Raw genomic sequence first — 23,913 nt, forward strand, 5'->3', positions numbered from 1 at the left:
CCAGGCTCTGCCCGTAGGCGTCAGTGGCAGAGAGACCAATCGCGCTCCCGCCTGCAAAGAAGGGGAGCGTGCCATGTGGCAATCCGCAACAACGGCACCGTTTGATCGTGATCTGCAATTAGCGGTCATCGACAGCATCGGTGAACACGCGCTCGTCTTCCCCTGTCGGAGAGTGCTTCGTGGTTGGATAAACTCGCAGACAGGTTCACCGGTCCATGTATTCCCGACACATTGGCGCGAGTGGGATGGCCGTATAGAGGAAGCACCGATTGGCGAGCCAGAGCAGGAACGGTTAGCCATTGTCGAAGAGTACGCGGACGATCAGCGAGCGATCATCAAGAAGGATCGTGATGGTTTCAATTAGCCCCAGCTCCGCCCCGTGAGAATGCGCAGACCGCAAAAAAAATTGCGGCACGCCAAGTTCTACCGTCTGGACTAGCCGTGAGTTCTGCTCGTGGCCCGTGGCTGACCTCCGCCTCGCACCTTCCGCTTCCAAGGGCTGAGCGGAAAGCCTTACGGAGACGCCGAGGGCAGCCTTTGACCCAGAACCGCTTCTTTAGGGCGCCTGACGATCCCATTACCGTAGCGATCACACGAAAGTTCGGCTTCACGGGTCACGATGTCCAACATGAATGAAGTGCACCAGTTCCGCACGCTCGTCGAACTCAATTGACCCAAGCACGGTCATCACGGCTTGAACGCCATTGTCCGCCTCTGTCACCGTGGTGATGTCTCTGGACGTATCCTGATCCCATGCAATTCCGGGCCTGCGAAAGCAGACGCTGACCGTAAACCGCGGCATTCTCATTTCCTCGGTCTTCAGCTCTTGGGCACGAGTTTGATCGGACATTCGCGCGTTCTTCAAGCTGAGCCTGAACCAATCCGCTATACTACAACCTTCGGTTTCGTGCGACTTTTGCACCTTTGGTGCCCGCCCAGGGCGGACAAATGTGGGCTATTTTCATAAAAGTGCACTGAGATGGCGAGGAGTGCCCGGGAGCGGACGGCCACCACACAACGGATAAAGTTGGTGCGATGATGAGCTCAACCCAAAAGGGATCCACAATGTACACCAATATTCTGTTGAGCACGGACGGTTCGGATGTCGCGGCCAAAGGCGTGAAGCACGGCATTCTCCTGGCGAAGGCCCTCGGCGCCAAGGTCACCATCATCACCGTCACCGAAGAGATGTATATCGACTATGGGAGCGGGCACGCGGGAGCGATTATCCCCTCTCAGGACGAGATGGATCGATTTGTGGCCGCCAACGAGGAGCAGGCCAGGAAGGTCCTCGACGCAGCTCGCGCAATGGCAACGCAACTCGCAGTTCCCGCAGAGCTCTTGCATATTGCAGATTCGCACCCGGCTACCGCGATCATCAACACCGCAGAATCTCGCGGTTGCGATTTGATCGTCATGTCCTCTCACGGTCGCCGCGGCCTCAGAAAGCTGTTCTTGGGCAGCCAGACATCTGAGGTCTTGGCCAGTGGAAGCGTGCCAGTGCTAGTCGTGCCGTAGCCTGAGAGGAGCGGCGAGTGAACGTCGGCCTCTGGCCCTCAGCCGACCTTTGAGACCTCGCCCTCCGAGGATAGCTTTTGACCCTGAGCGGACCTTTGACCGGTCTCATTCCGTGCTGGGTCAGCGTTTGTTCCCATTCGACGGATGGCGCTGGCCTGTTTCTGACCCGGTGGCCTAGACTAGTTGAATTGCTTAGTGGCCTGTTTCGTTTTTCTGGCGCATAACGATGCATGCCAAAATCTCATCATCGATCCTGTCAATGCGGCGCTGTTTACAGCCGCACCGAGGCGATGGCCCCTTCGCGGGAAATCGCCAGCTTCGACTGCTCGGTTTGCGGCGCAACCATGGAATCGTGGAACACCGCTTGGGTGCCCACATATCGCTTGATAGCTGGCCCCGTTCGTTTGCCTGACACCAGCAACTAGCGACAGGCTGAGGCATTATCGAGCGATGGCGGAGTCGTTCGGCAATTCGTTCACGATCGTTGAGGTGGCCTCGGACGAGGTGCCATCCACAAAGCAGTTGTGGCTCGCCTTTGCCAAGCCTAGCCAGGCGTTGACATTGGTCCTCGCCGCCTCTCCCGAAGGCTATACGGCGGAAGTTGTGCCAGCAATCCTTACGGAAAAGCAGCAAAAGATGTTCGAGGAATTAAAACTCGGCCCGGGCGACGTCTATAGGATCGATTCAGAATAAGGCCGCCTCGGTTAGCGGCCTCTTCCATTTCGGTCCACGTTGACTTCAGCTTGTGGCCCATCTGCGACTTCGGAGGCCAGCTGCTCTTCGACCGATGTTGGCAGCAAACCGGAAGTCCAGGGACGGTTCACTAATGAGAACACGCCTTAGTTCCTTATTCGGAACAACAATTTACGCGTCGACGACATACTCCTGAAACAAACCGCTGCTTTCATTCCCTTTCCGGGCGCGATGTTTGTATCCTTAGATGTTTTATCCCGGGGCTGGCTTTGTGGACCTAATCTTTTGACTGGCGGATAGACTTTCCGACAGGGCCGCCGCGAACGCGGCTCTCTTTTTGACCACTAGTGTCGACACCTGCGAGGCTTGCCCGCTAGATGGTCCTCCGTCGGAACAATTCATCTTCGAGGGACTCGAATCCACGTGTTTGTTGCGTGGAGTTGGTCAGTGGCGTTGCAGCGTCGGAAGCGGAAGGCGATCGGGACGAAGGCGCCCTTCCCCGGCTTCATCGAGCCCGTTCTCGCCGAGCAGGTCGAGCGCGTGCCTCATGGCGAGCGCTGGATCCACGAAATCAAATTCGACGGCTACCGCGGCCAGCTCCACATCGCCAACCATGAGGTCAGGATCTACACCCGCCGCGGCCTGGACTGGACCCGCCGTTTCCGCAAAATGGCGCACGATGCCGACCTGATCAATGCCGGATCCGCCATCATCGACGGAGAGATCGTGGTGCCCGGCGAAGGCGGCAAGACCGACTTCGCGACCCTGCAGAAGAGCCTCACCGGCAACGCCGACAACCTCGTCATGGTGGCATTCGACCTGCTCTATCTCGACGGCCGCGACTTCGGCAGTTGCCGCTGCTCGAGCGGAAGACCGCCCTCAAGGCGCTGCTCACCGGCACGCCTATCGAATACAGCGACAGTTTCGACCTGGACGGAGCCGAGCTCTATCGGCGCGTCTGCGCCGGCGAGCTTGAGGGCGTGGTCTCCAAGATCGCGGACTCCCCCTATGGGGGCCTGCGCGGCGATTACTGGGTCAAGACCATCTGCGCCCTTCGCGAGACGCTGGCCATCGCCGGCTTCAAGATCAAGGACAACCGGTTCGACGGCATCTATGTAGGCCGGCAGCACGGCGACGAGCTGGTCTATGCCGGCAAGGTCGAGCACGGTTTCGAGGACACGGCAGTGAAGGATCTGCAGCGCAGGCTGAGCAAGCTGGTGCGCAAGACCCAGCCGTTCGCCAAGCGCATCCCCAACCGTGGGATCTGGGTCGAGCCGCGCCTCAACGCCGAGGTCGAGTACCGCGCCAAGTCAGCGAATGGCCACCTGCGGCATCCGTTTTTCAAAGGCCTGCGTGAGGATCTCTAGGCCATGGCACAGTTGACCCACGCCGAGCAGATCGAACAGAGCTATGACCTCGCCATGATGGCGCTGGCCGATTACCTCACGCACGAACGCGATGCCGTCGCCACGGTCGATGCCCTGATCCGCATCCTCGATTGCGATGCCTTGCGCGATGCCATCACAGAGGTCCTGGTGGACTCGCGCGTGCATCCTAGGCCCAAGGCGAACATTCCGACAGGCTGATCGGGCTGGGATGCCGGAGGTAGACGCTACAGCCTATTGCCCTTCATTTGTCCGCGATCCGGTCCAGCGGATTCATGGCGTTTTCCACGTCCGGCAGATTGTGAACGCCGCCTCGAAACGCAACCGATCCCAAACCACCTGGCCGTCGATTTTCTTCGGCTTGGGCATGCGGCCGTCGGCGAGCATCTCGTCGAATTTTGTCGTGCCGACGCCGAGGTAGCGCGCCGCTTCGTCGCGGGACATGCCGCGAGGCAGGTAAGCGATTGGATCAAGCCGGAACGCCACGACTACGTCGCCGGCTTTGCGGGCTTGCGAGCGGCAGCAACCGGGGCGGCCGGTGGCGGTGCAGGCGTTTCCATGCTAATCTTAAGCTCATCGAGCGTCTGTTGCGTCCGCACGGCGCCTTCACCACCGTTGACCGGAGTAATGCGCTCGAAGGCCGAACCGGGATTGGTAACGAACATGCCGGCCGCGACAACACGAGTCGTGTCACCGATCGGGGCAAATGTGAACACGATCCGCTCGGCAGGGATCCCGTCATATTTGGAGCCGAGCAACAGGGCAGCCCCAAAGTTTTCGGATGGCTTTTCGACCTGCAGCAGATACTCGGTATCCTTGGTCACGTTGAAGCGCTTGTCTAATGCGAGAGACAATAGCCTCGCCTTGATCGCGGCAGTCGTGGCGCGGATGGTGACTTCCGGCTTTCCGCTCGCGGTATTCGGCGCCTGCGCGGCTGTCTGACATCCGGCGAGAACGACCGCCAAAACGGCCGCCATTGTGCAATTGCGAATAAACATGAATGGCCCCCAAAATCGGGGCATTGAAACGCAACTGCGGACGAGATGCAACTAGCAATTTCTGTGCAGAAAATTGCTATTGTAAATTGTCAACATTAGATGCGCTGCGCCCATGCTAACGATCGCGCATGACGGATTGGACTGACGAAACACTCAGGCCGCTCGACGAACTGGCGCGCATCGCGTTTCCAGAGGACAGCGGAGTGACCGCGGACACGCTCAAGCGTCTCGCACGCGCGGGAAAACTCGTCGTCTATCGACCGGGGAAGCAGTACCTGTCGACGCTCGCCAATGTGTGGCAAACGGTCCAGGCTTCGCGGGTCAAACGAAAACCGGCCACGCCGCCAACCTCTTCCAAGGACGTTCCCAACGGTTTGGGGTTGACGGAGGCTGAGTTGGCAACGGGGCGCGCTTTTAACGCATTGAACAAGGTACGACGTGAAGTCGTCGAACGAGCCCGCTCTGATCGAGCGCAGCGGCGCAAATGACCACCCCTACGCCGCGCCTCATGAGCGGAACGGACGTGGCAAACTACTGCGGCATAACGCTGGCCACGCTGAGCAAATGGGTCACACAAGGGCGTCTTCCGCCGCCTTTGCCGGGCACCCGGCGTTGGGATCGCAAGGCGCTCGATTTGGCTCTCGACAAGTTGTCAGGGATCCAGGCGCCGCCCATGGTCTCTGACGACCAGGAAATAACGCTCGCCGAATGGAAGGCGCAGAATGAGTCGCGCAAAAGTGCTGCCAGGGCTGGCAACTCTGAAGAGCGTTATCATTGGGAAGACGAGTTCGATGCAGCTTGGACCGAATGGCTGGTCGAACACGAGACTTGGAAGGCGACGCAGCAGCCGTCAAGGCAGAGTTCGCCCGCTGAAGTTGAACATGCGCGACAGAGTCTGTGGAGAGTTTGGAAAGATCTGAACGGAACAAGGCTCGCTATCGAACCACACTTGGGTATGAAAAAGCGCGCGGTCCGCCTCTCCAAACGGCGAACTCGCGCGCAGAGAACTGGCGAACGGGATGGGAGTTAATGCGTTCGCCGCGAGCGCGTCGCCGCGCAGTTGTCCAAAGCGAACAGGCTTGTATCGCGACGGCCGCGGCGGGCCGCATGCCATCGGATTTCCGAGTCGTCATAGCCGAGCGCAGCAAGGCTCTCGCGCAACCGCGTCAACCGCCGCCTCGCGCGCCGCGGCCGCGGTCACCTTGAAACCGTAGCGCCGCGCCGCTGCGATCGATGCGCGGATGCCGGCCCGGCTCGATTCTTTGGCGAACGCCTCGATGGCGACCTCGTACTGGCGCCGCTCCGGCGCAAATTCCATAAGGGCGCCAGGGCGGGAAAAGAACGCGCGGGGGAAATTGTGGGCAGTGGTGCAGTGGGCAAGGTTAATCATGTTGGCGGCTCCTCGTCGGGTTTGTTGATGCTGAAAGCCTAAAGATTCGCTCCGTAATAGTCAACTAAAATCGTTGACTATAGCCGAGCGGACCGTTTATGTTGATTGTCAACATCAACTTCGGAGCAATGGAAAATGCCGATCACCGGGGCCCAAATCCGAGCGGCAAGGGCTTTTCTCAGCTGGACAGCCGCCGACTTGGCAAAAGAGGCTGGGATCGGAATTTCAACCGTCCAAGAAATCGAGAAGATAGACGGCGAGCCGCGGATCCAGTCTAGCCTGCAATGGCGATCGGCCGCGCGCGATGAGGCGATAGCGAAAATTGAACGCGCTTTGGTGGCGGCCGGAATCACCTTTCTGCAAGCGAACGCTCAGGGCGTGGGAATTCGGGGAACGCTCAGATGACCTTGAACCGCCCCGCCGTTAACTAATTGTAAATTCGCAATCCAGTATTATAGCTGACATGAGATCCGGCCAGCTAACCCGAGAACTGTCCTACATCAGCACCGTCCCCCCCGGGACGGCTGCCGATTGTATTGCGGAAATGCAAGCCGCCGGTATGTGCCTGAAGGGTACGCGCGGTCGCGGCGGCGGCGTTGAGCTGTCCACAACTTGCAAGATCAATGGGCTTCTCTCCACTGCCTTATCGCACCCACGAGGTATTTCTCTCGCCGATAGCGTACGCGAGATCCGATCCCTCCCCGTAGGCGCCGCTCGACGCACGCACCGCTTGAGCGAGAACACGGAGGATGGCGTACGCGGTGTCTTCGAGTTCATGTGTGGACTTTCGATAAGACCACTTCACGACTTAGGACAAGTGCTGGACGCAGTCTTGCATGACCTGGAGAGCGGCCGCTTCAAGGCATGGGCTGCCGGCGATCGCATCTGGTTGACCCTCCAATTCAGCAACCACAATCGATCGGCAATGTTCGTCCTTGAGCGCGCTGATAAGAAAGAAGGAATATATCTCTCATTCGGCGAAGACGAGGCTTTCAACGAAGATCGCGGGTGGGTTACTCGCCACACGCAAATTCAGCTGAAAGTATTCGAGCGTTTGGCTTCTGCATAGAAACAAAATCGGCCCGGCTCGTAGGACGAGCGCAGGCCGGGAATGTCGTAGATAACTGCTTGGCAGCGTTGTCTCTAGCACATTTCCGGCAATTTTCAAGCGCGTCTGCGGGTTGGGCTTCTTTAAAGTGAAGGAGTACCCGGAAGATGCCTAGAGAGTTCGACGAATGGCCGTACGGCCTGTACGAGAGTCGAAATTCCGTTGTCTTCTTCAATCGTCGTTATGAGCCGATCGTTCGGCTGGAATATCCAGAGCACCCGGTTTTCGACGGATCGCAGAACGGCGCGGGTTCGCTCCATATCGGCGCCCCCACCGTAACTCCAGTCGACAGGAAGACGCGAGTTATCTTCTCAGGTCAGCGTTGGTTTTACAGTGACGCCAACCCTCCGCGCCGCAACCGACAGACACGCGCACGCATCGAAGCTCTCATCGACCAGATTCCCGAACTCCTCGAAGAGATTAAGCGTCGTGAAAGTGCGGTGTTCGCGTGAGCAATGTCGACTTCGAAGTCCCCTCGTCTGTCGGCTCATTCCTCGACTACGCAGAGCGGAATAGCCTTGCGCTCTTTCCACTCCGCGCCGACACCAAGACGCCAGCTTGCGAAAACGGCTTCTATGACGCCACCACGGCCACGACCGACTGGCACGCCTGGCGCACGCAAGGCCATCAGTTGGGCATTTCAGCTTGCCTGTCGGGTCTTGTTCTCATCGATGTCGACGCCCATGGCGATCGCGACGAGGCCTGGCTACACTTCACGCGCTGGTGCGGTGAGATCGGCATAGACGTTCCCACGCCTTACGGTCATTCGCCGAACGGCGGGTGGCATTTTGCTTTCCGCTGTCCCGTCGACTTCGATCCACACAAACATCGTGGACACGAGTCCGTTAAGGTTTCTCACTTCCGCCGCTTGGCGCCTGGCGAGCCAGATCGGGAGCGCATCTCTGTCCGCAATCGCGCTTACAACGTTGCTCCTGGCTCGGCGTTCGGCGGACGTCCGTATCTTCTTGCCACCAATCCGCCGCCGCCGATCCCTTATAGCGAAAAGACAGCGCCGCTGTTCGCTCTCCTTAAACGGCCTGAGGCGGCCACCGTTACCGGTCCAGTGCCCGATGCAGTTGGGGGCGTGTCTCACGATGGCATTCGCTATGATCAACTCTGTTGGTGGATTGGTAAGAAGTTGGAGCGCTGGGACAGCGGTCTCGAAACCCTGAGCAACGATGATTGGATTTCGATCGGCAAGCGGATCAAATTGAGCTTCCCCGGGGAAGACGGCTTGAAAGCATTCCTCGCAATGACCTGGGAGGACAAACACGACATGATCACGCGTCGTTGGTGGAATCCCGCGGACTTCAAGACCGAGGGCGAGAACCTTGAAACGCTGCAGGCTCTGCTGAAACGCGACATAACATGGATCTTCGGAAGTGTGATCGGATGCCCGCAGCCTCCGGTTTGCCCTGTTCCACTTCCGGTTCAGATCCCCGCGGAAATCCTCGAACAGTACCGACGCGAACGCGAGCAGTACCAAGCGGCGATGCTAGGGCCGCTGCCGGATCATCCAGAGCTTCCGATTGATCAGGCGCACGCGCTCAACGACTATTGGGCGCATCTACCCTCCGGGAAGATGATCTACGAACGCACCGGAGAATTATTCAATCCGGGAAGCGTCGACAAGCACATCGGCCGCGTCAAAGATGTCATGAAAACGGAGGGACCGGGCACGCTGGCGACAACCTGGTTGTCGCAACATCGTTTTGTAAAATCGATGGGTTGGGCTCCCGGCGAGCCCAAAATCATTGATGGGAGGGTATTAACCAACGACGGCTGGATCCGCAGTTCTGGCGACAAAACGTTCAATCGGTATGTTCCGCCCCACGTCGAGCACATCGAAGGCGACGTTTCGAAATGGCTGAATCACATCAGATTCATTTATCCTAGTGAATCCGAGCACATCGTCATGTGGCTGGCGCACCGAGTACAGCGCCCCGGCGACAAAGTGAACCATGCCCTCGTATTCATAGGCTCACAGGGCATCGGCAAGGACACGATCCTCAAACCTGCGATCTCGGCTATCGGCACGCACAATTTCAAGCAGATCACTGCGAAGACATTCTTCAACTCGGAATGGAACGACTATCTCCAATCGGTCATCCTCCGAATTAACGAGATTCACGATTTAGGCGGAGAGTCTCGGTACGGCTTTTACGACGCGACCAAAGACGTGATTACCAATCCGCCAGAGGCGCACCGGATCAACACGAAGCACGTTCCGCAGTACGCAGCAGTGAACGTTTGCGGCGTGATCATGACGTCGAACCATCTCGACGCGCTGTACCTCGCCCCCGATGATCGCCGACATTTTGTTTGTGTCTCGACAAAGACGCAGGATGATTTCGCGCCGGCATATTGGGACGACATCAACGCATGGTTCGATAACGGTGGAAACGAGGCCGTTGCTTACTACCTGGCGAACCTCGATCTCGCTGCTTTCAACGCCAAGGCTCCGCCCCCGAAAACAGCCGCATGGCATATGGTGGTTGCCGCCGGCGTGGCCCCGGAAAGCGGCGATCTCGCGGACGTCATTGAAAGTCTAGGCAAGCCCGATGCACTGACGCTGCAGATGGTCAAAGCAAAAACGCCGGGCGACAGCCAGCTTAGGATGCTCTTCGAGGACGCGAAGCTTCGCCGGGCAGTTCCCAAGCGCCTTGCCGAATGCGGCTATGTCGCCATCGCCAATCCTGACGCACGGGAGAGCGGAGGCCGATGGCGCGTTCCCGGAGGCAAAACGACAATCTACGCGCGGCAGGAACTCAGTGAGGACGGTCGCTTGGCCGCGGCACGCTCCCTCAGCGCGACAGCATCACCATCGGTGCCGCCGATACCATCGAGGCACTAGCCCGGGCACGTCGGGCGAGGTGGGCACGGTTTTTCATGTTGTCAGATGTTGAGTTCACTAATGTGTAGACAGAGAGAAAATGGGAGAACAGGTAAGAATAATGAGCACAAGAGAAACCGTGCCCATAGTGCCCAGCCCGCCCAAGTGGCGGCGACGATGGTGAGCGCAAATACATTCGTTTGCAGCCGCGGAAAAAAATTCGGACGCGGCGCGGAAATCAACGAAGATCGGCACTCTAGTTCCGCTGACTAGCGCTCCGTTATGCTGCGTTACTGTATTTGCATCACATTTCGCGCTTTACCGATCGTTGGGCGCGCAGGGGTAAATATTAGGGTATCAAACGCAGTGTGATTGAAATGCCAGCAGATCCTCGACCGATAGCCTCCCCTCTTCCGTTGACTAACGGGAAGGTACGCCTCCTAACACTAGGCGATCTCGATGGCCGCACGCTTGCGGCCAAAGCTGCGCGCGCGTTGATCGCCGACCTGGAAAGCGACCTAGGCGGCGCCGATCGCCTCTCTGCAGGCCAGCGCGCCCTTGTGATGCGCGCCGCGGTCACGGGTGCCATGGTCGAGCATCTGGAAGCCACCTGGCTATCGGGTGGCGACTACGACGTAATGGCGTACACCGCACTGATCAAGCTCCAGCTGCGCCTTTTGACGGCCCTAGGGCTGGAGCGCAGGATGAACGCTGTGGAGAGCCTGACGCCGAAGATGATCACAGTCGTGCGTACGATCGTTGACCCGCAGGCTCCGGGTGAAGAACAGTCGAAGGTGGAGGATCAGGTAGTCATTCGCCCAACCGCCAACGCAAAGCCGGCGTCGATGGTACCGCCCTGCCCTGTCGGTCTGCCTAGCGGATTGAGGTCTTGAGGTTGATGGCCTGACGGCGCCCGTTGGCCGGCGGACGCCGCGACTGAGCTAATTTACATTCGAGGCTCGGTCGGCAACTACTTCAGCCAACACAACTTTCCGCCGTGGGACCGGACCGCTCTCCACCTGCCGGCAAGGTGGACTTGGACCCCGATGAGTCCGGGCCGCCGCCGAGCTGCATCTGCTTGGAATGCGGACCTCCCTTACCTGTCTGACAGTGGCCTTGGTATGGCTGAGTGCGGCGCGGAGAACGTCAGCGCTTGGTGCGCGTTGGAGGGCGAACGATGAAAATCCCACCCGTGGGATGGGCCTTTTTCGGCCTCTCATCGGATCGGAGGCTCGCTTCAAGGAACGGACTGTTCAAGAAGGGAGTAGCTACTACTCGTACGAATGCCGCTACCTCTAGTTGAGCTGGGTTCGAACAATGTTTGGCGGCGGCGGCGGCAAGACCGAAGAGGAAGCTACAAGCGACGGCTTCTATCCTACTTTCGGGCCCGCTTGATATTCCGGAATCCGATAAGAGCCATTAACGGACTGCAACTACACGCTCGGCTGCCGGGCCGCTCGAAAATGGCGCCAAAGGTTTCTCTCAATGGGATAAGGCCACCGTCGAGATCATGGTCTAAGCTTCGGCTTAGCCACGTCAATCCGCCTACAAAAAAGCGAGGCCAAACAGAGATACTCAAAGGCGTTCTGCTGCTCTTCGGGCTTGCCATGACTATGGGCCAGTGGATTTCTGACCCCCTTCGCGAAGGCAGCCAACATTTCCATAAAGCCGATTTGCTCATTTCGCTTGGTTTCGTCGGACAGGTCGCTGAACGAGAGCATTGGCCTATTGACGCTGAAAGCTGTCTGCGCGAGCGATGCGCCGTCAATCTTCAATCCGGTGGCTTCGCGCAGATACTGAAAGACAGCCTTTGCGGATTCTTCGACGGCTTGTGCATAGTGCTCGTCGGCGAAGAGCTTAGAGCATCCAGCAGCGATGTATGGATGCAGGTGATTTAGATATGCTAGCATTAGACGGTCAGGGCCCAGACCAGACCGCAGTGGAATTCTATGGTCGGCTGATATACTATCGCTTGGGTCGAGCGCTTCGAGCCTGCCAGCAATTGTGTTCAGCTTCTCAACTACAGCACCGAGTGAAGGGCCCTTCATCGGAGCGACCGCCGTTAGGCCAGCCGCAGCATCAAGCGCATCCCACTGCACGCCGGCTCGGCTCATTATCCAGGCAGAGTCAAATCTTTCAATATATGGCCGCAATGCGCCGAGACGACGAGTAAGCCACTGCGACTGCGCCTCAAGCGCATCGCGATTCCTTACCGGATAATCGGGAATTGGACTACCGAGCGATTCCCCCCAAAGCTCTCTGTGCTCAACGAGTTTAATTCGGAAGTCGTCAAGAGCTGCAAGCAGCTCCGATACGCGCATCGATTCCATCTTCGGCCTCCAAGTTCCCAAGGTCTACAACTTTTACTTTTCTAGAGCGACGTCGCGTCGAGATGGGCCCGCAACGAAGCCATCAGGTCGACCAGGGCGCGATCGGAACCATGCATTTCTTATGCATTTCCTTGGGTCAAAATAAGTGTGGAGCCCTTGCTCCGCAACTTTGAGCAACACGCGAATCGTCTATCGATGGAGGCTCAGGAGGACAGCTCGATGTATGAAACAAAGCCGATCCCACAGTCTGAGATTGTTCGATTCATGCAGGCCAAGACGCCGCATGCCAAGTGCAGCGGCTGCGGGCAATCCAGTTTCGCGCTTGTCAACGAAGAGAATATCAATGGGGCCGGGCTGGAGGCTCGAATGGCGCTAACCGGCTATCCATTTCCGGGTTACGATATCTTTAAGGCTAGGACGACTGACGTCGTCGTCTTCATGTGCAACAACTGCGGAACAGTCTGGCAGTTGAGCCGGAAGCCTGTCTGCGATTGGCTGTCAGTCCAACTCTGAGGTCAGCTAAGGCCGCTTATCAGAAGCCCGCGTGACTGGCGGGTGCCGAGGAAACGGTCACGCAGTTGCAGGAAGCGGGAGATCGGCGACTAGGACGCGCCACGAGCTTGAAGTTGAATTGACCGAGCTTGCCGCTGGACGGCGACCGCATCTTGACGGCGGACACGAACTGCGTGATGTCACGCATCGTTGGATCGCTTGTCTGGGGCGGTGGCTGCGCAAGCTGACGACCAGCCACTGATCACGTCGTCGCCTTAGTGAGCGCCAGACCGAGGCGCAACTGGCCCGCATGAGGCGCTCTCCCTCGGGCTCCTCACATTGAAGCTGAACGTGCCATCGACATGCTCGTTGACCGAGACGAACTCCGGATAGTGCGAGTTTGGCGCGGTGCGCGCGAACACGTTCTTGGCGATCGACGTGAGTTTCATCCGAGAGAGCTCCCAATCTGTCCCCGGGTATATTCGCCGGGCGCGCGCCCACTCCGCCGGTGCGCCGCCCTACTCCGCTTCCGCGGCTCTCGATCCCATAACAGCTACAGCCCGTCAGTCCGGCCGTGATCATGGTGTCACGCTGCCCAGGAAGGGAACATAGACCGCCTCGCCCTGCAGCGTATAGTGCAGGATCGGCCGGCGCATGCACTCGACCGGCTTTTGGGCGGCCTGGGTGGTGTCGCTGCGCCCGGTGCGGAAGCTGCCAGACGGTGGTTTGCTTGCGGTCACTCTGCCAATTGTCCGTCTTCTTGCGCACCGCATACCAGCAGGCCTCTGGCCGCCACTGAGATGTCGCGCTGGTCGCAACGTGCACCGATGGATTGGCCGACATTTGATCATCGCGATCGCCGGCCAGGGTTTAAGGCGCGACCGAATGAACTTTGCGATGCCTTCAGGTCTGCGAAGCTTCTGCTTAGGGCTGCACAACCTGCTAGACGCGCCGAGCGGTCCAGTTTTAGGTATCGCAATTCAAGCAACCCACGCACGACCTACGCGGCGCGCGTCGGCGCTCACGACGACTTGGTTCTCTCGGTCGCCATCACGCTATGGATAGCGACGCAGGGGCCGGAGACGAGTGTCAGTGAGTTGCGGATTTAGGCAAAAGCGCCATCAAATCGACAGCGGAACGAGCGCCGTCTCAGCCTCGTGATCCGAATCATCGAATGGATTGAAACCGGGCTTTACCGCAGACTCAAACCTGCATAGCAGCCTGAACTGTAAAGGAGCGTCGAAATTATTCCTGAGAACTTTGAAGCTTGCTGTAGAAGCGAGCACCGGATCGCTTAGAATGATTTTCATATCAGGTGCATAGAAGCGCGGAACGTAGCCGATTACGATCGTACCCTCATCGGCACGGAGCGCGATACAATTGCCGTCGAATTGATTCTGAACGTCCAACATCGGGAGCAATTGATCGCCTTCGCTCACAGACTCGCACCACTTAAGAACATCACCATGCAAATGGCGATCTTCTAAGCCTCCGTGCACATGACGGATTCCGTGAACAAAGAACTCGACAGAATAGTGCGCATCCGAAATGAGCGGCTCGGAGTACACAAGTAGTCCGTCGGAACCTGGGATAAGACCGAACTTACCAAGCATGTCAAACTCGGATTCATCGCCGCGAAGATTAAGCCAATGGGCCAGCTTGTGGAAATCCGAGCGACTTCTAGGAGGAATTTTGTTTTTAAAAAGAGAAATGAGTTCAGTAGAAACATAGTGCTCGGTCAACCTGGAATTGAACAAGCCCTGCACTACTTTCGCGACCTTTTCCGCGCCACGCGTGAAGCTGAATTCATACTCGCCCCCCACACGGGTGAGCCGGGCGATCGTATGCCATTGACGAGTGGCAGGTTCCTGCCAAGCGACGTAAACCCTACGTAGCCCGCCTGATTGTAGCGGCATTGGCATTGAGCATCCTCAGAGCGAATTCGATCGCTTCACCGGTGATAAGTCTAGGGTCGATTCTTGCGAAAATGTCCTCAAATACTTTCGAGGGAATTGACGAAAGAATCGTTGCCCAATGTCTGGTCGCCTGAGGCGCCACTCGAATCAGGGCCTCTAGAACTTCAGTTTGCCGCAGCACCTGGTCATGAGACGGGTGACCGTAGAACGCCGACCGTGCGCGTGCAGCATACGCCTCTACAGTGTCTCGCGCATCCCGCGTGTTTAAGCGACGCTTCCGCGCCGCATCCGATTCGTTTCGCCCCAAGGACGATGCGTGATCGAATGTGGGAGCCAAACTGTAAGTCGGATTGTACTGATCGGAATAGTCGACGACCACCCCCCAGTTTTCATGGTGGCGATCTGTATTGCTCACCAGAACATCGAAAACGAGATAGCCGATGAACATGTCGGCGGCCGTAAGTTCGGCGAACTTCTGCGGCGTCCAAAGCGGCGGCGAAATCAATCGACTTCGGATCAGATTTAAGCACGTCGTGATCTGATAACGACGCTGCCGAAACCTCAGTTGACCATCATAACCGACAACTGCCGCTTCAAGCATCATGTTCGCAGGAATAAAGCGTCCGTTCACTGGCACAAATTGTCGCGAGACCACTCCGGTGTGAGCGCCGAAAGTCGCGAATTCGTAACTGGCACATGGGATGTCGGCATACCGAAGTATTTCGCAGCAAAACTTCTCAGCCCAATTTTCTCCGGTGTTCGGACGACCGATTTTGAAAAGGTAACCGGCGATCGTCAGTCCTGTGTCTGGGTGAGGGAGGAGCCAAAACTTCTCCTTAGTACCCAACGCTTCCGGTCGATCGGTTGTCGAACCGGTCGTGTCATAGATCGGGTAAAACGACATTCGAGCCTGGACGCTCCCGTTACCCTAACCGTTACCCTGCCTGAAATCCGGACGCCCTGAAATCCGGCTAAGTATTGGTCGGAGCGAGAGGATTTGAACCTCCGACCCCTAGTCTCCCAGACTAGTGCGCTAACCGGGCTGCGCCACGCTCCGAACGTCGTTCCATTAGCTAGGATCGCCGCTTTGCGCAAGGCGAGGCCGCAGCATTTTGGTGTAGCCGCTCAATGCGCCCGGAACCCACCGCCCCTACCCGTCCTTCAGCGCCTGATCCAGCATCTCACGGCAGGCGACGAGGTCGGCGAGCGCCCGGCCGAGGCGCTCCCGGTCCAGCGCGCTGGGGCCGGCGGGCGCAGCAGCGGCGCCGCCCTTGCGGAAGGTGGTGAGGATCTCCTCGTCGTCGATCTCGCTGAAGCGGAAGTCGATGCCTTCCTCTTCGTCCCCTTGGAAGTCGTCATCGTCGGTGTCGGTGGCGCCCTTGATGGGCGCCTCGTCCTCGGGCTCCATCAGGCTCGCGCCGATGGCGTCCTCGATGGCGCCGAACGAGACCGCGGCCGCGCTGTCGGCGAGGCCCTGCACCGATTTGACGCCGTGCTCCTTCAGGATCCGCTGCACCCCGCGGATGGTGTAGCCCTCCCCGTAGAGCAGCCGGCGGATGCCCTTGAGCAGGTCGACGTCGTCGGGGCGGTAATAGCGGCGGCCGCCGCTGCGCTTCATCGGCTTGATCTGGGAGAACCGGGTCTCCCAGAACCGCAGCACGTGCTGCGGAATGTCGAGTTCCTGCGCTACTTCGCTGATGGTTCGGAACGCATCCGGCGCCTTGTCCAAATGCCAAATCCTTTGCGGAAGGGTTACGCCTCTTGTTGAGCCTTGCTGGTGGCGTCGCCATTGGCGCGGTGCTGGCCGTTGATCCGCTGCTTCAGGATCGCCGACGGCTTGAACACCATGACCCGGCGCGGCGAGATCGGCACCTCGGTACCGGTCTTCGGATTACGGCCGATGCGCTGACCCTTCTTGCGCACCATGAAGGACCCGAACGAGGACAATTTCACCGTCTCGCCCTTTTCGAGGCAGTCGGTGATCTCCTTCAGCACGAGTTCCACGAAAGCGGACGATTCCGTGCGCGACAGCCCTACCTTCTGGTAGACGGCTTCGCAGAGATCGACACGCGTTACGGTTTTACTTTGATCGGTCATCGCCCTGCCCCACATCACGGCGAACAATTGTTGTCTGAAATTATGAGGTTACGAGACGGCGGTCAACAGCGCTCATCAATGCGGACGCATCGATAATCGGCACTGATTCCGGCAAAATTTTATCGACTGTGGCTTACCAGCGCACCAGCGCGGAGCCCCAGGTGAAGCCGCCGCCCATCGCCTCCAGGAGAACGAGGTCACCCTTCTTGATGCGGCCGTCCTTGCGCGCCTCGGACAGCGCCAGCGGGATCGAGGCCGCGGAGGTGTTGCCGTGGCGGTCCACCGTCAGCACCACCTTCTCCGGCGCGATGTGCAGCTTGTGGGCAGAGGCGTCGATGATTCGCTTGTTGGCCTGGTGCGGCACGAACCAGTCGATGCTGTCGGCATTGAGCCCGGTCGCCGTGAAGGCATCGACGATGACGTCGGTGATCATGCCGACCGCATGCTTGAAGACCTCGCGGCCTTCCATCCGGAGATGGCCGACGGTCTGGGTCGAGGACGGTCCGCCGTCGACGAACAGCTTTGCCTTGTGGCGGCCGTCGGATCGCAGATGCGTGGTCACGATGCCGCGGTCGGTCGCGGCATTGCCGGGCTGCTCCTGCGCCTCCAGCACCACGGCGCCGGCGCCGTCGCCGAACAGCACGCAGGTGCCGCGGTCGTTCCAGTCGAGGATGCGCGAGAAGGTCTCGGCGCCGATCACCAGCGCGCGCTTGAAGGCACCGGTGCGCAGGAAATTGTCGGCGGTGGCAAGCGCGAACACGAAGCCCGAGCATACCGCCTGGAGGTCGAAGGCAGCGCCATGGTTGATGCCGAGCCCGTGCTGCACGGCGACAGCCGTCGCGGGGAAGGTGTTGTCCGGGGTCGAGGTCGCCAGCACGATCAGGTCGATCGACTGCGCGTCCATGCCGGCATCGCTGAGTGCGGCCTGCGCCGCCTTGATTGCCAGGTGCGAGGTGAACTCGCCCTCGGCCGCGATGTGCCGCTCGCGAATGCCCGTGCGCTGAACGATCCACTCGTCGGAGGTGTCGATACGGGCCGCCAATTGGGCGTTGGTCACCACCTGCTCCGGCAGATATGAGCCGCAGCCGAGCACGACCGAACGAATTTGAGTCACGAAACATCCTCCGGCGCGGGCTGCACGAAACTGAGTGCACCACCCTCGCGGTTGAGCATCTGATTGATCTTGTTCAGGAGATCGTAGTGAGCCATCTCATAGCCAACATCGATCGCATAGGCAAAGCCTTCGGCGTTGGTTCCGCCATGGCTTTTGACCACCACCCCCCTCAGTCCCAGCAGCACGCCGCCATTGGACTTGTTGGGGTCCATCTTGTCGCGCAGGGCCTGGAAGGCGCTGCGGGCGAAGACATAGCCGAGCTTGGAGAGCCAGCTCCGCTGCATCTCGTTACGGAGCAATTCCGCCATCTGGCGGGCGGTTCCCTCGGCGGCCTTGAGCGCGATGTTGCCGCTGAAGCCCTCGGTCACGATGACGTCGGCCAGCCCCTTGCCGATGCCGTCGCCCTCGACGAAGCCGATATAATCGAGCTCCGGCAGGTTCCTCGCCCGCAGGATCTCGCTGGCTTCGCGGATCTCCTCGTGGCCCTTGATCTCTTCGGCGCCGATGTTGAGCAGTCCGACCGTCGGCCGCTTCTTGTTGAACAGCACGCTCGCCTTGGCTGCGCCCATCACCGCCATCGACACCAAATGGTGGGCATCGCCGCCGAGGGTGGCCCCGAGGTCGAGCACGACGGATTCGCCGCGCATGGTGGGCCATATCGCGGAGATGGCGGGGCGGTCGATGCCCGGCAGCGTCCGCAGGTGGAAGCGCGCCATCGCCATCAGCGCGCCGGTATTGCCGGCGGAGATTGCGACGTCCGCCTCGCCCTTCTTGACCGCATCGATCGCGAGCCACATCGAGGAGGTCTTGCGGCCGCGCCGAAGTGCCTGGCTGGGCTTGTCCTCCATGCTGACAGCAACGTCGGTATGGACGATCCTGGAGGCGGCTTTGAGCTTCGGGTGCTTGCCGAGTTCGGGCTCGATCCTTGCGCGGTCGCCAACCAGCAGGAACTCGGTATCGCGATGCCTGCCAAGCGAGATCGCGGCGCCCGGAATGACCACGGCGGGGCCGACATCGCCTCCCATGGCGTCCAGCGCGATGCGAACCTTGCTTGGCATAGAAGTCCTGGAAACCTGGTCTGGTGCGGTCTTGGATCAGCGGGGCCGCAAAATGAATTCGCCACGGACATGGCGATCGGCCGAGCGCCACGCTGTACCCGGGCCGGGGCGCGACAATAGCGTTTTGTCACCCCGAAACAACCTCTTGCCCCCAGCCTTTTGTATTTGGCGCGATGCGGCCACGAGCCCCGGATGTAGCAGGAACGGCATTGAAATCAGGAGGATAAACGCTTCTTTCAAACCATCAAGGAAAATGCCTCGCGTCCCCTCGCAAGACGGCCACAAGCGGACAATGCCCGCCTATTGGCCCTTCTTCCTGTCCTGAAGCGCCTTCAGTGCCGCGAAGGGATGGTCCTCGGGATCGGGGGCGGCGACCTCCGCCTCGAACACGGCCCCCTCCTTGCGCGGATAGGGATCGATCGCCAGGAACAGCGCGTCGGTGGCGAGCCGGCCGAGGTCGATGATGCCACCGGCGATCGGCTCGGGAGGGTCGGCGACCGCAGGCGGCCCTTCATCGTCCTGTCCCTCCTCGATCAGATCGGCCAGGCGCCGTGCCTCGGCCTCGGGGGCGAACATCAGGTCGACCTCCTCCTCGATCTCGCTCTCGATCGGATCCAGCGTGACGACGCAGGTCTGGCCGATCCGGCCGCGGACAAGCCCCGTGACCTGGACCCGGCCACCGCTTTTCGGCACGACATCGAAGCTGGCATGCGCGGACAGGATCTCCCGCACGCCCGCGAGCTCCGCCATGGCCTTCCGCTCGGCCGCCGAGGCCTCGAGCTCGCGATGCAGGCCTGCGTCGGGGATCTGCGCAACGATGACTGGCGCCCGCCAGGGATCGGGCTCGGATCCGGCATTCGGTCGGCTCATGGCGTGACATCCTCAGGGAGTGCTGGAGGAAACTTGAAGGAGGCGCGCAGCAGCGCGGCCTCGTCGGCCCGGCCGAGCTCGGCCTCACTGGCCCGGGCATAGGCCGCGAGCTGCTGCGCCTGGCCAAAGCCGGTCCCATTCAAGATATTCTTGCAGATCGCCGATGCCAGCGCCTCGCCGCCGCCTTCCATGGCCTGATCATAGGCCTGGACGCGGCCGTAGAACGCCTCGCCGAAGGCCCGCATCCGCTTCGGCACGGTCTGGTCGCCAACCCCCATTTCGCGCAGATTGTCGTCCATGTCCTCGCAGAAGCGGTCGAACAGCGCCTGGGACAGCTCCGTGGCGCCTCCAGTGCCGCCTTGGACCGTGCGCAGGCGGCGCAGCAGCAGCCAGAGATGCAGCAGCAACAGGTCGAAACGCCCGTTAACCGTATCGGGCACGCCCAAGTCACGGTAAAATATGGGTTCTCGCGCCTGCGTCACGATCATGCCATAGATGGCTTCAATGGTGCCCGGCGGGGTTGATCGGGGTTTCCTGAAGTGATTGAACGGCCAAAGCATTGTGGTTTCCGCAAGCGGGCGCGCGCGTGTTGCATTCAGAGCCTCCGCCCGGTACTTCAGCGCCTCGCGCGACGCAAGGGGACGGAATCAGTTCCGCTATGACGACAACGAACAAGACCAGCCTGCGCGCGAACCAGCGGCGAGGCCTTCACGCATGCTGGCGCGGCTTGCGCATGCTCGCTGCCGCGACCGTCGTCGGCGCGGCACTTGCGGGCTGCACGGGCGAGCAGTTCCAGAAGGGTTACATCCTGCCGCCCGGCGCGCTCGAGCAGATTCCGATCGGCGCAAGCCAGGACCAGGTGCTGATCGTGATGGGCACCCCCTCCACGGTCGCGACCCTCGACGGCGAGGTGTTCTATTACATCTCGCAACGCTCGGAGCGCCTGGTCGCTTTCATGAACCAGAAGGTGGTCGACCAGCGCGTCATCGCGATCTATTTCGACAAGAACCGGCGCGTGCGCCGGCTTGCGAATTACGGTCTACAGGACGGCAAGATCTTCGACTTCATCAGCCGTACGACGCCGACGTCGGGCCAGGAGATGAGCTACCTCACGCCGCTATTCAAGCTGCTCAGCTTCAACTGAGGCTTAAGAGGGCTTTCGCGCGGAGTCGATAACGGCTCGCGTAAGGGAAAACGCGTCCAGCACGAATCCTGGACCCTTCCAATTCCGCGGGAAGGTAAATGGCGCGAAGCTGCGTCGTCGTGCCGCTCTGCGCGCAGCACTTGTCGTCGCACGCGACTTGCGGTCGCACGAGCTGTTCCCTACGGTCCCTGCAAAGTAAGAAGCAGGGAGTGGATTCGTGCCTAAGCCTTTGTTGTCCCGCCGTCGCGTGCTCACCGGCGCTGCCGGCCTTTCAGCCGCAGCCATACTGCCGCGATCGAGCCTCGCCGACTGGAAGCCCACCGAAAACGTTCGCCTCGTCGTGCCGGCTGCGGCCGGCGGCTCGACCGACGTGATGGGCCGACTCCTTGCGGCGCATCTGCAAACCGCCTGGGGCCAGTCGGCGGTCGTGGAAAACCGCTCGGGCGGCGGCGGCACCATCGGGACTGCCGAGGTGGTTCGCGCCAAGCCGGATGGCCACACCATCCTGGTCGGCAATCCCGGTCCGAACGCGATCGCCTACAGCATCTTCAAGAATCTCACCTACAAGCCCGACCAGCTTCAGCCGGTCTCGAACATGATCCGGATCCCGAACATCGTCTCGGCGCATCCGAAGACCGGCATCAAGTCGATCCCCGAGCTGATCGCCTATCTCAAGGCCAATCCGGACAAGCTCAGCTACGCTTCCTCGGGCGTCGGCCAGAGCCCTCACCTCACCGGCGCCTGGTTTCTCCAGCTCACCGGCCTGAAGATGACGCACATCCCGTTCCGCGGCGCCGGACCCGCGCTTCAGGCGGCCCTAGCCGGCGACATCCAGATCCTGTTCGACAACCTCTATCCGAGCCTGCCTCAGGTGCAGAACGGCACGCTCAACGGTCTGTGCGTCACCACGACCGAGCGCAGCGACCTCGCGCCGAACCTTCCGACGATGCGGGAGAGCGCGCCGGAGCTGGCCAATTTCGACATATCGTCCTGGTTCTCGGTGTTCCTGCCGAAGGGCGTCTCACCCGAGGTGCTCAACGCGCTCAATCTCCAGGTCAAGGCGATGCTGGAGCGCGAGGACATCAAGAAGCAGATCGCCGCCATGGGCGCTCGCGCCGACTACGGCACCCCGCAGCAATTTGCCGCCTTCGTGGAGGCCGAGACGAAGAAGTTCGCCGGCATCATCCAGAAGGAAGGGCTGCAGATGGACGTGCAGTAGTATCTCATGTCCCGGATGCCGCCTGCGGCATCCGGGACTTGAGCAACTGCTATCCGGTCGTGACCCCGTCGATCGGACTGATATCTCCGACGAAGCGTAAGAGATCGCTCATCAGGAACGTGCCCGGAGTCTTCGCCGGCAGCGTCGGCTTCCAGCTCCGCTGGCTGAGATAGGATTGGTTATCGCCGGCGACGATGCCGATGAACACCTCGGCCACGATACGCGCGCCGACCGGACCGAGCCGAAGACCGCCGCTCTTCACCTGGGCCTCTTTGAGGATGTAGTACCAGAGCGGCGTCTTTCGATCGAAGCCATGCGCGGCCGCAGCCGCGCCGTCAGTGCCGGTTGCGATCTCCGCCGGCTTGAGCACTGGTATCCCCATCGCACGAGCCACGTCTTGACCAGACGGCAATCCGAGATTGACTCCGCGCTGCAGGTTGCGGAGCGGCAGGCTACCGCCGCCGCCTGGAAGATCGTGCAATTTCGGAATCAGGAACGGATCGATCTTGCGCGAATGATTGAACAGGAAGTTTGGCGTCGGCGCGATCGCCGGATCGAATTCGTAGAAGCGGCTCCAGTCGATGATCCAGTCCGTGGGCAAGGTGCTGACGTTGGGTGGGGAATTGGGCGCATTGGGAGTAGTGCCGGCAATTTCGCCCAGGATGCGACCGGAGAGCCCGGAGAAGAAGAACTCGAGATTGAGGCTCGCCGCAGCAAAGCCGCCGGGCGTGAACACATGGTTGTGGCTGTAGGTCTCGCGAACCATGCTGTGTCCCAGCCGGTAAGCTGCCGCCGAGAACTCGACCGGCATATAGGGCACCTTCTGGAATCGATAGAACTTCCGGCCCTCGTGCAGAATCTTGGCGACGATGCCCTTCTCCGTTAAGCGCTCGACGAAATCGTGCAGCACCATCCATTGATAGTGCCAAGTCACCAGCTTTCGTGCTTCAGAGAAGAGCTTCTCGGGCGCCGGCGCGTTGGGGCCGGCCGCGAGCATGTCGACGACCTTGTTGTGGAATTTCAGAAACGCAAGGTGCGTCTGCGCGACCAGCAGATTCTCGTCATTGCGATGGTCGCCGATCAGGGCTCGCCCTTCCGAATTCCGCGTCAGATCATTCGGAAAGACGCCGGCCGCGCGCGGCGTGGGCTCTGTCTTGCCGAGCAGGAATCTCGGCCCGGGCTGTGTGACATTGTTGGAGTCGCGCGCGTAGAGTTGAGGGCTGCCATCCGGTCCCAGACCGTAGATGCTGTCCAGATCGAGCCTCGGCGTGCGGAAGTTTGTGGTCGCGTTGGGATCCTCCTGCTTCTCGGCAAGCGAAGTGAGATCAAGCGTAATGTCATGATCGACGAATTGGCCGAGATAGGTGAAGCCCGACGGAATGTTGGAGTTGTCACCGGTCACATCGTCCGGAGCGGCGTCCTTCATCGCGGCGGCAAGCGCCTGCAGCGCAGCCTCCGGCGCCGTAAAGGCCGGCAAGTCGAACATCCTGCCGAACAAGCCGGGGTCTGCATTGGCGCTGGGCGGTTTCAGACCGGCCCTGGTCGGCTGGCGTCCGGCTTTCCCGTGTCGTGGATTCAGGTTTACAGCTTGCGTCATTCTTCCCTCCAGTGGGTGAGACAGCACCTGCAGGGTAGCCCTCCGAGGGAAGACACTTTGTAATTGATCTCACAGTTCCGCTGCGACAATGCAGCTGCGAAGGAACGATATCGTGAACCAAAAACCCCCGCGGCTCGCACCGCGGGGGTTT

29 protein-coding genes, 1 tRNA gene and 1 pseudogene are annotated in these 23,913 nt (G+C 60.1%); 15 read left to right on the top strand and 16 right to left on the bottom strand.

Going from position 1 to position 23,913, the window contains the following annotated elements; all coding sequences use genetic code 11:
* Window positions 1-73: 73 nt before the first annotated feature.
* Window positions 74-364, top strand: a complete 291-nt coding sequence (locus ABIG06_RS33635) for a hypothetical protein (RefSeq protein ID WP_424578518.1) — start codon at window positions 74-76, stop codon at window positions 362-364.
* A gap of 243 nt (window positions 365-607) precedes the next feature.
* On the opposite strand, the gene ABIG06_RS33640 is transcribed toward ABIG06_RS33635, so the two are convergent.
* Window positions 608-850 carry a hypothetical protein gene (locus ABIG06_RS33640; protein WP_424578519.1) on the bottom strand — a complete coding sequence of 81 codons (243 nt, stop codon included), beginning with the start codon at window positions 848-850 and terminating at the stop codon, window positions 608-610.
* A gap of 215 nt (window positions 851-1,065) precedes the next feature.
* Between ABIG06_RS33640 and ABIG06_RS33645 the strand changes: the two genes are divergently transcribed.
* From ABIG06_RS33645 to ABIG06_RS33660, 4 genes and pseudogenes are all read left to right on the top strand, one after another.
* Window positions 1,066-1,518, top strand: a complete 453-nt coding sequence (locus ABIG06_RS33645) for a universal stress protein (RefSeq protein ID WP_124157568.1) — start codon at window positions 1,066-1,068, stop codon at window positions 1,516-1,518.
* Between the two features lie 450 nt (window positions 1,519-1,968).
* Window positions 1,969-2,211, top strand: a complete 243-nt coding sequence (locus tag ABIG06_RS33650) for a hypothetical protein (RefSeq protein WP_424578520.1) — start codon at window positions 1,969-1,971, stop codon at window positions 2,209-2,211.
* Window positions 2,212-2,658: 447 nt separating this feature from the next.
* Window positions 2,659-3,578 (top strand): annotated as a pseudogene (ligD, locus tag ABIG06_RS33655) (non-homologous end-joining DNA ligase).
* 3 nt (window positions 3,579-3,581) lie between these two features.
* Window positions 3,582-3,797: a hypothetical protein gene (locus ABIG06_RS33660; RefSeq protein WP_424578521.1), complete on the top strand. Its 216-nt coding sequence runs from the start codon at window positions 3,582-3,584 to the stop codon at window positions 3,795-3,797.
* Window positions 3,798-3,869: 72 nt separating this feature from the next.
* Here ABIG06_RS33660 and ABIG06_RS33665 read toward each other — a convergent pair whose 3' ends face one another.
* Both ABIG06_RS33665 and ABIG06_RS33670 read right to left on the bottom strand, forming a co-directional pair.
* Window positions 3,870-4,082, bottom strand: coding sequence for a helix-turn-helix transcriptional regulator (locus ABIG06_RS33665; protein WP_424578522.1), 213 nt, complete (start codon window positions 4,080-4,082; stop codon window positions 3,870-3,872).
* 2 nt (window positions 4,083-4,084) lie between these two features.
* The gene (locus ABIG06_RS33670) at window positions 4,085-4,594 is read right to left on the bottom strand and encodes a hypothetical protein (protein ID WP_424578523.1); all 510 of its coding nucleotides are present in this window, start codon (window positions 4,592-4,594) and stop codon (window positions 4,085-4,087) included.
* A gap of 128 nt (window positions 4,595-4,722) precedes the next feature.
* Between ABIG06_RS33670 and ABIG06_RS33675 the strand changes: the two genes are divergently transcribed.
* Together ABIG06_RS33675 and ABIG06_RS33680 are read left to right on the top strand one after the other, a co-directional pair.
* Window positions 4,723-5,082, top strand: a complete 360-nt coding sequence (locus tag ABIG06_RS33675) for a hypothetical protein (RefSeq protein ID WP_424578524.1) — start codon at window positions 4,723-4,725, stop codon at window positions 5,080-5,082.
* Complete coding sequence (locus tag ABIG06_RS33680; protein WP_424578525.1) at window positions 5,079-5,624, top strand: helix-turn-helix transcriptional regulator; 546 nt, start codon at window positions 5,079-5,081, stop codon at window positions 5,622-5,624. Before ABIG06_RS33675 ends, ABIG06_RS33680 begins: the two co-directional genes overlap by 4 nt.
* Window positions 5,625-5,723: 99 nt before the next feature.
* Here ABIG06_RS33680 and ABIG06_RS33685 read toward each other — a convergent pair whose 3' ends face one another.
* Complete coding sequence (locus tag ABIG06_RS33685; protein ID WP_424578526.1) at window positions 5,724-5,984, bottom strand: hypothetical protein; 261 nt, start codon at window positions 5,982-5,984, stop codon at window positions 5,724-5,726.
* A 135-nt stretch (window positions 5,985-6,119) separates the two neighbouring features.
* On the opposite strand from ABIG06_RS33685, the gene ABIG06_RS33690 reads away from it, so the two are divergent.
* From ABIG06_RS33690 to ABIG06_RS33710, 5 genes are all read left to right on the top strand, one after another.
* Entirely contained in the window at window positions 6,120-6,389 is a 270-nt protein-coding gene (locus tag ABIG06_RS33690) for a transcriptional regulator (protein ID WP_424578527.1), read from the top strand.
* A gap of 427 nt (window positions 6,390-6,816) precedes the next feature.
* On the top strand, window positions 6,817-7,053 hold the full coding sequence (locus ABIG06_RS33695) for a hypothetical protein (protein WP_424578528.1): 237 nt from the start codon (window positions 6,817-6,819) through the stop codon (window positions 7,051-7,053).
* A gap of 146 nt (window positions 7,054-7,199) precedes the next feature.
* Entirely contained in the window at window positions 7,200-7,544 is a 345-nt protein-coding gene (locus ABIG06_RS33700) for a hypothetical protein (protein ID WP_424578529.1), read from the top strand.
* A complete protein-coding gene (locus ABIG06_RS33705; RefSeq protein ID WP_424578530.1) occupies window positions 7,541-9,946 on the top strand; it encodes a bifunctional DNA primase/polymerase in 2,406 nt (801 codons plus the stop codon). Before ABIG06_RS33700 ends, ABIG06_RS33705 begins: the two co-directional genes overlap by 4 nt.
* Before the next feature lie 473 nt (window positions 9,947-10,419).
* Window positions 10,420-10,818, top strand: a complete 399-nt coding sequence (locus tag ABIG06_RS33710; RefSeq protein WP_424578531.1) for a hypothetical protein — start codon at window positions 10,420-10,422, stop codon at window positions 10,816-10,818.
* Between the two features lie 615 nt (window positions 10,819-11,433).
* Here the strand turns inward: ABIG06_RS33710 and ABIG06_RS33715 are convergent.
* Window positions 11,434-12,255, bottom strand: coding sequence for a TIGR02391 family protein (locus tag ABIG06_RS33715; protein WP_424578532.1), 822 nt, complete (start codon window positions 12,253-12,255; stop codon window positions 11,434-11,436).
* A 219-nt stretch (window positions 12,256-12,474) separates the two neighbouring features.
* Here ABIG06_RS33715 and ABIG06_RS33720 point away from each other — a divergent pair, with 219 nt between their 5' ends.
* Window positions 12,475-12,768, top strand: a complete 294-nt coding sequence (locus ABIG06_RS33720) for a hypothetical protein (RefSeq protein WP_424578533.1) — start codon at window positions 12,475-12,477, stop codon at window positions 12,766-12,768.
* A gap of 557 nt (window positions 12,769-13,325) precedes the next feature.
* Here the strand turns inward: ABIG06_RS33720 and ABIG06_RS33725 are convergent.
* From ABIG06_RS33725 to ABIG06_RS33770, 10 genes are all read right to left on the bottom strand, one after another.
* Entirely contained in the window at window positions 13,326-13,487 is a 162-nt protein-coding gene (locus tag ABIG06_RS33725) for a hypothetical protein (protein ID WP_424578534.1), read from the bottom strand.
* Window positions 13,488-13,868: 381 nt separating this feature from the next.
* Complete coding sequence (locus ABIG06_RS33730; RefSeq protein ID WP_424578535.1) at window positions 13,869-14,669, bottom strand: hypothetical protein; 801 nt, start codon at window positions 14,667-14,669, stop codon at window positions 13,869-13,871.
* Window positions 14,635-15,567: a HipA domain-containing protein gene (locus ABIG06_RS33735; RefSeq protein ID WP_424578536.1), complete on the bottom strand. Its 933-nt coding sequence runs from the start codon at window positions 15,565-15,567 to the stop codon at window positions 14,635-14,637. The genes ABIG06_RS33730 and ABIG06_RS33735 overlap by 35 nt, the downstream gene beginning before the upstream one ends.
* Before the next feature lie 75 nt (window positions 15,568-15,642).
* Window positions 15,643-15,720: transfer RNA gene (locus ABIG06_RS33740), tRNA-Pro, on the bottom strand.
* 93 nt (window positions 15,721-15,813) lie between these two features.
* Window positions 15,814-16,392, bottom strand: a complete 579-nt coding sequence (locus tag ABIG06_RS33745; RefSeq protein ID WP_124158005.1) for a MerR family transcriptional regulator — start codon at window positions 16,390-16,392, stop codon at window positions 15,814-15,816.
* A gap of 23 nt (window positions 16,393-16,415) precedes the next feature.
* Window positions 16,416-16,760, bottom strand: coding sequence for an integration host factor subunit alpha (locus ABIG06_RS33750; RefSeq protein WP_028136003.1), 345 nt, complete (start codon window positions 16,758-16,760; stop codon window positions 16,416-16,418).
* Between the two features lie 133 nt (window positions 16,761-16,893).
* Window positions 16,894-17,874 carry a beta-ketoacyl-ACP synthase III gene (locus tag ABIG06_RS33755; RefSeq protein ID WP_124158004.1) on the bottom strand — a complete coding sequence of 327 codons (981 nt, stop codon included), beginning with the start codon at window positions 17,872-17,874 and terminating at the stop codon, window positions 16,894-16,896.
* Complete coding sequence (gene plsX, locus ABIG06_RS33760) at window positions 17,871-18,932, bottom strand: phosphate acyltransferase PlsX (protein WP_124158003.1); 1,062 nt, start codon at window positions 18,930-18,932, stop codon at window positions 17,871-17,873. The genes ABIG06_RS33755 and plsX overlap by 4 nt, the downstream gene beginning before the upstream one ends.
* A 300-nt stretch (window positions 18,933-19,232) precedes the next feature.
* The gene (locus ABIG06_RS33765; protein ID WP_124158002.1) at window positions 19,233-19,802 is read right to left on the bottom strand and encodes a YceD family protein; all 570 of its coding nucleotides are present in this window, start codon (window positions 19,800-19,802) and stop codon (window positions 19,233-19,235) included.
* Window positions 19,799-20,362, bottom strand: a complete 564-nt coding sequence (locus ABIG06_RS33770) for a ubiquinol-cytochrome C chaperone family protein (RefSeq protein ID WP_124158001.1) — start codon at window positions 20,360-20,362, stop codon at window positions 19,799-19,801. The genes ABIG06_RS33765 and ABIG06_RS33770 overlap by 4 nt, the downstream gene beginning before the upstream one ends.
* 98 nt (window positions 20,363-20,460) lie before the next feature.
* On the opposite strand from ABIG06_RS33770, the gene ABIG06_RS33775 reads away from it, so the two are divergent.
* Both ABIG06_RS33775 and ABIG06_RS33780 read left to right on the top strand, forming a co-directional pair.
* A complete protein-coding gene (locus ABIG06_RS33775) occupies window positions 20,461-20,946 on the top strand; it encodes an outer membrane protein assembly factor BamE (RefSeq protein ID WP_370140145.1) in 486 nt (161 codons plus the stop codon).
* A gap of 217 nt (window positions 20,947-21,163) precedes the next feature.
* Complete coding sequence (locus ABIG06_RS33780) at window positions 21,164-22,165, top strand: Bug family tripartite tricarboxylate transporter substrate binding protein (protein ID WP_124157999.1); 1,002 nt, start codon at window positions 21,164-21,166, stop codon at window positions 22,163-22,165.
* 49 nt (window positions 22,166-22,214) lie between these two features.
* Here the strand turns inward: ABIG06_RS33780 and ABIG06_RS33785 are convergent, their stop codons facing one another.
* Window positions 22,215-23,762, bottom strand: coding sequence for a peroxidase family protein (locus tag ABIG06_RS33785; RefSeq protein ID WP_370140146.1), 1,548 nt, complete (start codon window positions 23,760-23,762; stop codon window positions 22,215-22,217).
* Between the last annotated feature and the right edge of the window lie 151 nt (window positions 23,763-23,913).

Source organism: Bradyrhizobium sp. USDA 326, assembly GCF_049739485.1.
In the GTDB taxonomy this organism is placed as follows: domain Bacteria; phylum Pseudomonadota; class Alphaproteobacteria; order Rhizobiales; family Xanthobacteraceae; genus Bradyrhizobium.

What these genes read in the sequence shown, in the direction of transcription:
- ABIG06_RS33635 (WP_424578518.1), top strand. Translation starts at nt 74, where the DNA reads ATGTGGCAATCCGCAACAACGGCACCGTTTGATCGTGATCTGCAATTA.
- ABIG06_RS33640 (WP_424578519.1), bottom strand. Translation starts at nt 850, where the DNA reads ATGTCCGATCAAACTCGTGCCCAAGAGCTGAAGACCGAGGAAATGAGA.
- ABIG06_RS33645 (WP_124157568.1), top strand. Translation starts at nt 1,066, where the DNA reads ATGTACACCAATATTCTGTTGAGCACGGACGGTTCGGATGTCGCGGCC.
- ABIG06_RS33650 (WP_424578520.1), top strand. Translation starts at nt 1,969, where the DNA reads ATGGCGGAGTCGTTCGGCAATTCGTTCACGATCGTTGAGGTGGCCTCG.
- ABIG06_RS33660 (WP_424578521.1), top strand. Translation starts at nt 3,582, where the DNA reads ATGGCACAGTTGACCCACGCCGAGCAGATCGAACAGAGCTATGACCTC.
- ABIG06_RS33670 (WP_424578523.1), bottom strand. Translation starts at nt 4,594, where the DNA reads ATGTTTATTCGCAATTGCACAATGGCGGCCGTTTTGGCGGTCGTTCTC.
- ABIG06_RS33675 (WP_424578524.1), top strand. Translation starts at nt 4,723, where the DNA reads ATGACGGATTGGACTGACGAAACACTCAGGCCGCTCGACGAACTGGCG.
- ABIG06_RS33680 (WP_424578525.1), top strand. Translation starts at nt 5,079, where the DNA reads ATGACCACCCCTACGCCGCGCCTCATGAGCGGAACGGACGTGGCAAAC.
- ABIG06_RS33685 (WP_424578526.1), bottom strand. Translation starts at nt 5,984, where the DNA reads ATGATTAACCTTGCCCACTGCACCACTGCCCACAATTTCCCCCGCGCG.
- ABIG06_RS33690 (WP_424578527.1), top strand. Translation starts at nt 6,120, where the DNA reads ATGCCGATCACCGGGGCCCAAATCCGAGCGGCAAGGGCTTTTCTCAGC.
- ABIG06_RS33700 (WP_424578529.1), top strand. Translation starts at nt 7,200, where the DNA reads ATGCCTAGAGAGTTCGACGAATGGCCGTACGGCCTGTACGAGAGTCGA.
- ABIG06_RS33715 (WP_424578532.1), bottom strand. Translation starts at nt 12,255, where the DNA reads ATGGAATCGATGCGCGTATCGGAGCTGCTTGCAGCTCTTGACGACTTC.
- ABIG06_RS33720 (WP_424578533.1), top strand. Translation starts at nt 12,475, where the DNA reads ATGTATGAAACAAAGCCGATCCCACAGTCTGAGATTGTTCGATTCATG.
- ABIG06_RS33730 (WP_424578535.1), bottom strand. Translation starts at nt 14,669, where the DNA reads ATGCCAATGCCGCTACAATCAGGCGGGCTACGTAGGGTTTACGTCGCT.
- ABIG06_RS33735 (WP_424578536.1), bottom strand. Translation starts at nt 15,567, where the DNA reads ATGTCGTTTTACCCGATCTATGACACGACCGGTTCGACAACCGATCGA.
- ABIG06_RS33750 (WP_028136003.1), bottom strand. Translation starts at nt 16,760, where the DNA reads ATGACCGATCAAAGTAAAACCGTAACGCGTGTCGATCTCTGCGAAGCC.
- plsX (WP_124158003.1), bottom strand. Translation starts at nt 18,932, where the DNA reads ATGCCAAGCAAGGTTCGCATCGCGCTGGACGCCATGGGAGGCGATGTC.
- ABIG06_RS33765 (WP_124158002.1), bottom strand. Translation starts at nt 19,802, where the DNA reads ATGAGCCGACCGAATGCCGGATCCGAGCCCGATCCCTGGCGGGCGCCA.
- ABIG06_RS33770 (WP_124158001.1), bottom strand. Translation starts at nt 20,362, where the DNA reads ATGCTTTGGCCGTTCAATCACTTCAGGAAACCCCGATCAACCCCGCCG.
- ABIG06_RS33775 (WP_370140145.1), top strand. Translation starts at nt 20,461, where the DNA reads ATGACGACAACGAACAAGACCAGCCTGCGCGCGAACCAGCGGCGAGGC.
- ABIG06_RS33785 (WP_370140146.1), bottom strand. Translation starts at nt 23,762, where the DNA reads ATGACGCAAGCTGTAAACCTGAATCCACGACACGGGAAAGCCGGACGC.